6 protein-coding genes are annotated in these 8,405 nt (G+C 46.5%); 5 read left to right on the top strand and 1 reads right to left on the bottom strand.

What is annotated here, in order from left to right; all coding sequences use genetic code 11:
* Positions 1-30: 30 nt before the first annotated feature.
* Positions 31-882: a peptide chain release factor N(5)-glutamine methyltransferase gene (gene prmC / locus VIP81_RS02525; RefSeq protein WP_331956906.1), complete on the bottom strand. Its 852-nt coding sequence runs from the start codon at positions 880-882 to the stop codon at positions 31-33.
* 106 nt (positions 883-988) lie between these two features.
* Between prmC and ribD the strand changes: the two genes are divergently transcribed.
* The 5 genes from ribD to VIP81_RS02500 all read left to right on the top strand — a co-directional run.
* Complete coding sequence (gene ribD, locus VIP81_RS02520; RefSeq protein ID WP_331956905.1) at positions 989-2,029, top strand: bifunctional diaminohydroxyphosphoribosylaminopyrimidine deaminase/5-amino-6-(5-phosphoribosylamino)uracil reductase RibD; 1,041 nt, start codon at positions 989-991, stop codon at positions 2,027-2,029.
* Between the two features lie 29 nt (positions 2,030-2,058).
* A complete protein-coding gene (locus VIP81_RS02515; RefSeq protein WP_331956904.1) occupies positions 2,059-2,661 on the top strand; it encodes a YigZ family protein in 603 nt (200 codons plus the stop codon).
* A 364-nt stretch (positions 2,662-3,025) separates the two neighbouring features.
* Positions 3,026-4,834, top strand: a complete 1,809-nt coding sequence (locus VIP81_RS02510; protein WP_331956903.1) for a type VI secretion system Vgr family protein — start codon at positions 3,026-3,028, stop codon at positions 4,832-4,834.
* An 18-nt stretch (positions 4,835-4,852) separates the two neighbouring features.
* A complete protein-coding gene (locus VIP81_RS02505) occupies positions 4,853-6,226 on the top strand; it encodes a hypothetical protein (protein WP_331956902.1) in 1,374 nt (457 codons plus the stop codon).
* Between the two features lie 38 nt (positions 6,227-6,264).
* A partial coding sequence (locus VIP81_RS02500; protein ID WP_331956901.1) for a DUF6531 domain-containing protein occupies positions 6,265-8,405 on the top strand: 2,141 nt, incomplete at its 3' end.

The following is an 8,405-nucleotide window of genomic DNA, read 5'->3' as shown; positions in this document are numbered from 1 at the left end:
CAAAGACAATCGCCGAAGGCGATCCCTCCGCTAAACACTTCCCTTCACCATTCTGTCTTTTCCAAACATATCCTGTTTCAGCGTAACGTCTTTGAATCCCAGTTCTTCCAGGAGGGCTACGACCTCTTTGCCCAGTGCTTCATTGATTTCAAAGTAAAGGGCTCCGCCGGGGAGTAATTTGCTTTTGGCCATGATGGAGATATGGCGGTAAAAGAGCAGGGCGTCGTTATCCGGAACAAAGAGTGCGAGTGACGGCTCGAAGCCCCAAACCAGCTCCTGCATTGTTTTTTGTTCACTTTGCGTAATATAAGGCGGATTGCTGACGATCATATCGAATTCGGGTAAAGTGGCCAGCTGCGCAGGATCCAGGGCATCCAGCAACATGAAATTCACCTCCAGTCTTTGCCGGGTGCTATTGCTGCGGGCTACTTCCAGGGCGCCTTCGCTTACATCTATGGCAGACACCTGTGCATCGGGTAATGATTTTTTCAGGGCCAGGGGAATACATCCGCTACCAGTGCCAATATCCAGCAGGTGCAAACGATGCCTGTGTGCCGCATCCTGTACCATCCACTCTACCAGCTCCTCTGTTTCCGGGCGGGGGATGAGTACATTTTTATTGACCAGGAGTTCCATGCCGTAAAACCAGCTGTTGCCGGTGATATATTGCACAGGCTCATGTCGCTGCAGCGCTTCAATCGCTACTTTCAGTCGTTGATTTTGATCGGGAGAGAGGATTTTTGTTTTGTGAACAATGCGATCCAGTTTACTCATGCCCGTTAGGTACTCCATGATAATATGTGCTATATTGGCGGCTTCCCGCTCATCGTATAGTTCACTGATGGCACCAGTAATGTAGGTAAAGGCCGTTTGTATAGTCAATATAAATAGTTTAAGGAAATCACCTGGAAAATGCAAACCTGGGGAAGCGGCATTTTCCACTGGCTAAAAACGATACATTTGCAAAAATATTACATCGCTGGCGATTATGAATAGCACGTTCAATGAATTTTTTATGCATCGCTGCCTGGAACTGGCCGCTATGGGAGCAGGTCAGGTAGCACCTAATCCAATGGTAGGAGCAGTACTGGTTCACCAGGGGCGCATCATAGGAGAGGGCTATCACCGTCAATATGGGCAGGCCCATGCAGAGGTGAATTGCGTTAATAGTGTAGCCGCAGAAGATCAGTCACTGATCCCGCTGGCAACCATGTATGTTAGCCTGGAACCTTGTGCCCACCACGGGAAAACGCCGCCCTGTGCGGATCTGATTGTATCCAGGGGGATAAAAGAAGTGGTAATAGGCTGCATAGATACCTTTTCTGCCGTGGCAGGGAAAGGCATTGAGAAGCTGGAAAAAGCAGGGGTAAAGGTGCATACAGGTATGATGGAGGCCGAATGCCGGCACATTAACCGTCGTTTTTTTACTTTTCATGAAAAGAAACGACCTTATATCGTACTAAAGTGGGCGCAGGGCCGCAATGGCATCATGGCTGCTGCTGACGGCGCTCCCGTAAAAATATCCAATCCGTATAGTGATCGCCTGGTGCATAAATGGCGCAGTGAAGAAATGGGCATCCTGGTAGGCACCCGCACCGCCATCATGGACAATCCCAGGCTGAACAACCGCTTGTGGACCGGCAAAGATCCGGTACGCCTGGTCATCGACCGGGAAGGGAAAGTACCGCGCTCCCACCACCTGTGGGATGGTAGCATTCCTACTATATTCATTACGGCCACCCCTGGGGAAACGCAGGGATTAACCGAAACCATGCAGCTGGATTTTACAGATATGTTGCCGGCATTACTGAAACAGCTGCATCAGCGGCAAGTGCAGAGTATTTTGGTAGAAGGCGGTCCCCATTTGCTGCAACAGTTTATCGCTGCCGGTTTATGGGATGAGGCCCGTATTATAACAGGTACGGTTACACTAACAGATGGATTGGCGGCACCGCTGCTCACACACGCCATAGGTGTAGATACCATGCAGGTAGACGGTGATCGTATTGATTTTTATAATCCTGCGTAGTTTTTTGGATGCGCATTTAAATGATATTGATGGAGGTTTATTTTACAATTGATAAAACAGCTGTAGCGGAATTTAAGGACAGGGGCAGCAAATTTCTGGCATATGCTTTTCCTGTTAAAACCCCGGAAGCCGTAAAAGAGGCCCTCGGAGAAGTAAAGAAAGAACATCCCAAAGCCACCCATCACTGTTATGCTTATCGTTTGGGAACGGCTGGCCTGCAGTTTCGTGCCAGTGATGATGGCGAACCATCCGGGTCTGCAGGAAAACCTATTCTGGGACAAATAGACAGCAAACAGATCACGGACGTACTCATTGTAGTAGTGCGTTATTTTGGCGGTAGCCTCTTAGGTGTACCCGGGTTGATTAATGCCTATAAAATGAGCGCTGCCATGGTATTGCAGCTGATTCCGGTTATCCAGAAAAATATAGAAGCGAAATATCATCTCAGCTTTGATTATACCATCATGAACGACGTAATGATGGTCGTAAAACAAAACAACTGTACTGTATTATCCCAGGAGTTGCAGTTATTTTGTGAGATGGAAATAGGAGTGCCTAAATCCGGCGAAGAGCTGTGCCTCCTGCGTTTGAAGGATATTTACGGACTCGATATCAGGAAGGTTAAAGCATAAAGGGGAAGGCAAAAAGCTATTATGTAGAATGATCAGCGCGACGTTTTAATTAATTATTCGCTTTTCTCATTCGTTATAATAGCTTTTTGCTGTCCGCTGAAAAGATAAGGAATCCATACTTATCAGGACCATCTTACGAATAATACCCTTATCCCATCTCCTGTGAAATAATTTTCCACACTTACACAAAATTGACCTTGTTTTTTGCAAATTTTCCTTAAATTTAAGTTTGTTAACTAACGATTTTATTAGCCCGTTTTTTTAGAATTACCATGGTGGTGAAGGCTGTTTTTTGTAACAGTACCCCATCCGCTTTTTTCACGATACATACAGGACCATATTAATATTAAAAGCCCCCTTGTTTATGTTACATACCATAACGACCGTATCTATTGCTGACAAACAATTTAAACAATTCCATTCGCTGCGCCTGGAGCAACAATTACAGGGGCACCATCATTTCGAGTTAAAGATCGGGTACGATTGGCTGCAGGAACTGGGGCCTGGCATGGTGTCTGCCACCAAAGCCTTTCTGGGAAAAGAGGTGGGTATCACGATCCAATCTTACGAAGCATTACAGCATTACGACCCACTTATTTTTAACGGTATTGTGATGTCTGTTAGCTCCGGGAAGGAAAGCGATGGTACACATGGCTTTTGTGTGATCCGCGGATATAGTCCTACCATATTGCTGAATAATGATCCTCATGTGCAAGCCTTCGAAAACCAGGACCTGGGGACGATTGTGAATACCGCCCTGAAAGCCTGCGGTCCCTATATTTCGCGTCCACTGGTAGATCCCGCTACCACTGCTTCCCAGAAATATATCGTACAGTATAAAGAAACTTCTTTCGACTTTCTGCACCGGATGTCAGAGCGTTTTGGGGAATGGTTTTTTTATAACGGGCAACAGGTAGTGTTTGGGAAATACCAACCCCGGGAAATATCATTGGTACACCTGGTAGACTTAATGAGCTTCGACCTGGAAATGAAGGTGCAGCCAAACAATCAACAACTGAATGGTTATGATTACCGCAATAGTAAGGTGGTGGATAATTCCACGGTTGCGCAGCCGGCCGGCAAAGTAAATGATTATACACAGCACGTACAGGGATTAAGTGAGAAGTTATACAGCAGTCCTTCTCTGTATAAAATGACACACGCTTTTTCCAGCAATGCAAAAGCAGAACTGGATACGCTGGTAACCAGGCAAAAGAAAGGCCGCATGGCAGCTATGGTGCAGCTAAAGGGCAGCAGCAGGCACACTTCCCTGCGGGTAGGAGATCATATTGCTATCCAGGAAAATGTGTATGCCAAAGATGATCATGGCAAATTCATGATCTGGGGTTTAACGCATCATGTTACCGGCAACGGTGATTACTATAATGAGTTTGAAGGTATCCCGGCAGATGCGGCCGCACCACCGGTGAAACTGGACAATATGCCTTTCTGTGAAGCGCAGAGCGCTACGGTGGTAGATAACCACGATCCTAAAGACCTGGGCCGCGTAAGGGCCCGGTTTAAATGGCAGCAGCAGGGAATGACGCCCTGGATGCGGGTAGTGTCTCCACACGGAGGCGGCAGTAAAGGCATGTACATGGTGCCGGAAAAAGGAGAGGAAGTAGTGGTGGATTTTGAAGGTGGTAATCCCGAACTACCTTTTGTATTGGGGACTACTTACAACGGCGAAGGCAAGTCTGGCTTTGGTACTGCCGCCAATGACATGAAAGCCATCCGTACCCGCAGCGGTATTTCTATCTTACTAAATGATGCCGACGGCAGCGTCACCATTACTGATCCCGGTGGCAACCGCATTTTCCTCGACGGTAAAGAAAATATCGCTATTTCTTCGAAAACAAAAATGGATATTTCTTCCAAAGAAATTCAAATCAGCGCAGAGAAATTCACCATCTCAGCATCAGACTCAGGTACAGTAGTAGCGAAAAAAGGGATCTATATGGAAGGAAAGGAATCGGTAGTGGTGAAAGCAAAAGATACCCTGTTTAAGGGCGATGAATCACTGAGCATACTGACAAAAGAATTCCTCGCTAAAGGCAGCAGCAGCGCACATGTTACGGGCAACTCCGTGAGCGTAGTTGGCAATAAAGATGTATCTGTGAGCGGTACCGCCGATGTGGTAGTGTCCGGCGGATTAGTGAAAATAAATTCCTGATTCCTTTAAAGCTAACTTATGACAACCTCACCATCCATTGGGCAGGAATTCTATAAAGTACGGGAAGCCTGGGCCAAGGCAGATGCCGACCAGCACTGGAAACTGGCGATCTGGCTGGTACAATATGCCGATATAGATATCATCGATAAATTCCTGGAAATTGAACGCACCGCAATAGGTGTTTTTAAAGAAATATTTTTTCGTTTTGATACCCCCTGGACAGGAGATCATGAAGCCTGGGAAAATGCGCTGTGGCAGGAGTATGTATCCTGGTTTGAGCCCATTCCCAATAGCGCATACGATGTGTATGGCGCCCTGAAAAAAGACAGGCTGCTGAAGCAGGACTATCACCCGGACCTGACACTCACACCTTGTGTACAAAGTATCTGGAAAGAAATACTTCGCTTTAAATCATATATCACTGGTCTGGAAGATATCGGCTGCTGTATTTATTTCCCTCCTTTAAGATCTGATAGTCCGGATGCGGGCGACTGGTACGCTGATGTGCTGAAGAAAGGACTGCCGGCAGGTATCCGCCTTGTTACCATTGATGTGGTAACGAACCCCAGGGTGACGCTTTCCCAAAAAATATTAACGGAACATGTAAAGCTGTTGCAACCAAAACTGGATATGGTAGCAGCCATAAAAAACGAGATGGATAAAGGCGGCGGAAACTCAGATAGTGTTGGTATCGATGCACGTTTCCGTAAGCAAATCCGTACTGTAATGGATTGTACCACACAACAGGATGCAGGAATACTGGACCATGAAGTAGCTGTGTTGCTTGACCTGTGTAAAAAAATGGGTGGCGCCACGCAGGCGGTCGCAGGCATGATGATAGCGGCGCAGGCTTATTTTATGATCCGGGAGCAAAATAAAAGTGCCGCTTATGCAGATAAAGCCATCGGGCAATCCCGGCAATTGATGGATGCAGATGATCCTGCGGGGTATCCTACCTGGAAATCCTGTGTCATGATAAAAGCGGCCATACTGGTAGGGAAAAAGAAACGTAAGCAGGCCATTGCATTATATGAAGAACTGGCGCATACAGCAGCCGGCAAAGGCGACGCTTTTATGATCATGGAAGGCTACCGGCTTTGCGGTCATTTGTATTATGAACTGAGTCAACTGAATATTGCGTTTGAAAATCTCCTGCTGGCCCTTACTGGCGGCAGCTACCTGGATCTGGAGGTGAGGCGACAGTCTACCTTCCTGCATGCCGCCAGCATGGCGGTTCACCTGTGTGAAAAAATAAGAGGGCCGGAAGATCTCAAAATATTACAAGAGCAGCTGCAGGAATTATTAGGTGATGACTGGGCCACGCTATTGCAGTCTGAAGGCCTGGACAAGGCTACAGTCAGACGCAAGTCTTCTCTTTTTGAATTTAACTAATTCGCGTACTCCCTACAGGGACCAAAGTAATTACTGCCATGGCTGTAGAAAATAAAGGCTTCGGAGCATTGTTTGCAGAAAAGAAAAATTCGCTGGACCATATACAAAAAGGCATGGCGAGTGTTTTACCCTCCTTCCCGGGAATGCCCGCTGCGAAGTATTTTGACCTGGGTGTTGGAATAGATTTTCATGACTCTGTTTTTCCTCCTTCTCCCTTATTACCAGTACCTCATATCGGGATGATATTCGATATCATAGGCGCTATAATGGCTGCCATTGCCAGTGTGGTACCACCACCACCACCGCCTCCGGAAGCGGAAGATGGGAAAGAACCGCCGCCACAGCCCTTTTCTCTGGCGGCTACCGCACAAATGCTGGTACATGCTTTAAGTCCTTCTGTGAGGGTACACAACCAATGGATTGCCAATGCCGGTACTACCATTTTTCACTTACCAGCGTTCATTGCACATTTACCTTTTCCGATTGTCAAGCCCAAAGCTGCATCGGAAATGTGGATGGGCAGTTCTACCGTACTGGCAGATGGCGGACCATTTTCTACACAGTTTCATCCGGCGTTATCCTGTAATCTCGTGGGACTTCCATCACCGCCCCGCCTCAATAAAAAGAGTTCTGCGTTTGCGTTGATGGCACCTACTTCGGTATTGCTCATTATGACTTCTGCCGGCAAACCTGTGCTGGTAGGTGGTCCGCCAACAATAGATCTCTTCCAGTTGATGTTTAAACTGGGTTTGAAAGGACTTTCTAAAGCTGCCGGTAAGGTATTGCAAAAAGTGATCGATAAGATAGAGAGCAGGTTTCCAAAGCTGGCAGCTGTGTTACAGGATTTTAAGTGTAAACGTTTTGGAGAACCTGTAGATGCCGTCAGTGGAAGAGTCGTTTCTTCCAACATAGATTTTGAATTACCCGGACCTATTCCGCTTATATGGGAACGTACTTATTACAGTGATGCTGCCGTGCCGGGACCGCTGGGTTATAACTGGCATCACAACTATAACATGAGTGTGTACGATCTGCAAAACGGATATTTCAGTGTGCGCTTATGGGATGGCCGTGAAACAGTAATGCCGGCACTGACAACGGGAGGAAGCTACTACAACAGAAAAGAATTACTCTGGTGGCATCGCGACAACCAAGGCTATTATTTGCAGGATACTACGCGGCAAACATACCGGTTTGCGGCCAAACCAACACCGGACGGTACTTTCCGGCTTGCTGAAATCAGGAATGTAGCAGGTTTTTGTATCCTGTTCCGTTATAACGGGAACGGCTATCTGCAACAAGTCATTGACAGCAGCAATCGTTTGTTACAAGTAACTACAGATGAACAGGGCCGCATTGAAAAAATTGATACCCGGAATGGTGCACAAATCATTCACCTCGTACGGTATACTTATGATGAAGATGGAAATTTAAGCAGTACCACTAATGCCCTGGACGTATCCAAATACTTTTTTTATAAACAACATTTGCTCGTACAACTAACGAATCAAAGTGGCCTTAATTTTTATTGGGAGTATGACGGCGTTGGAGAAGACGCCCGCTGTGTGCATACCTGGGGCGACAATGGCGTGCTGGAATATCATGCCCGGTATGAAGACGGAAAAACCATTGCGACCAATAGTCTCGGGCATACTACGGAATATTATTTTGATGAACGTAACCTTATCTATAAAATTATTGACGGCAACGGCGGCGTTACATTGCAACATTATAACAGTTTTGAAGAACTGGAAGTAGTAGTGGATCCTGCTGGCAATACGGCTAAATATGTGCATGATGAATACGGAAGAATAGAACAACAGGTAAATGGTAATGGAGAGGCGACTGTATTTTATTACGATGAACAACAGAAGTTGATATCGGTGAAAAGCCCTGGTGGAAGGAGGTTGAAATGGAGCTACAATGAACAGGGAATGTTGCAAAAGAAAACATACGTGAATGGTAACGTATTACAATATGAATATAAAGGTCCAGGTCTTCACAGATTGGTACACAGCAGCGGACGTGTGTTTGAAATGGAATATGATGAACAGTATAATCTGCAGCGATTGATAATGCCGGGAGGGGGGCAGCAGTACTGGGAGTATGATGAGCTGGGCAGGGTGATCAAAGAAACGCTCCCTACGGGATACTCCTACGAATATACTTATGATGCCGT

The sequence above is a fragment of the Chitinophaga sp. genome, from assembly GCF_036566945.1.
GTDB lineage: Bacteria > Bacteroidota > Bacteroidia > Chitinophagales > Chitinophagaceae > Chitinophaga.
The sequence above is the reverse complement of the archived record's forward strand: the minus strand, read 5'-3'. Positions and strand labels throughout refer to the sequence as shown.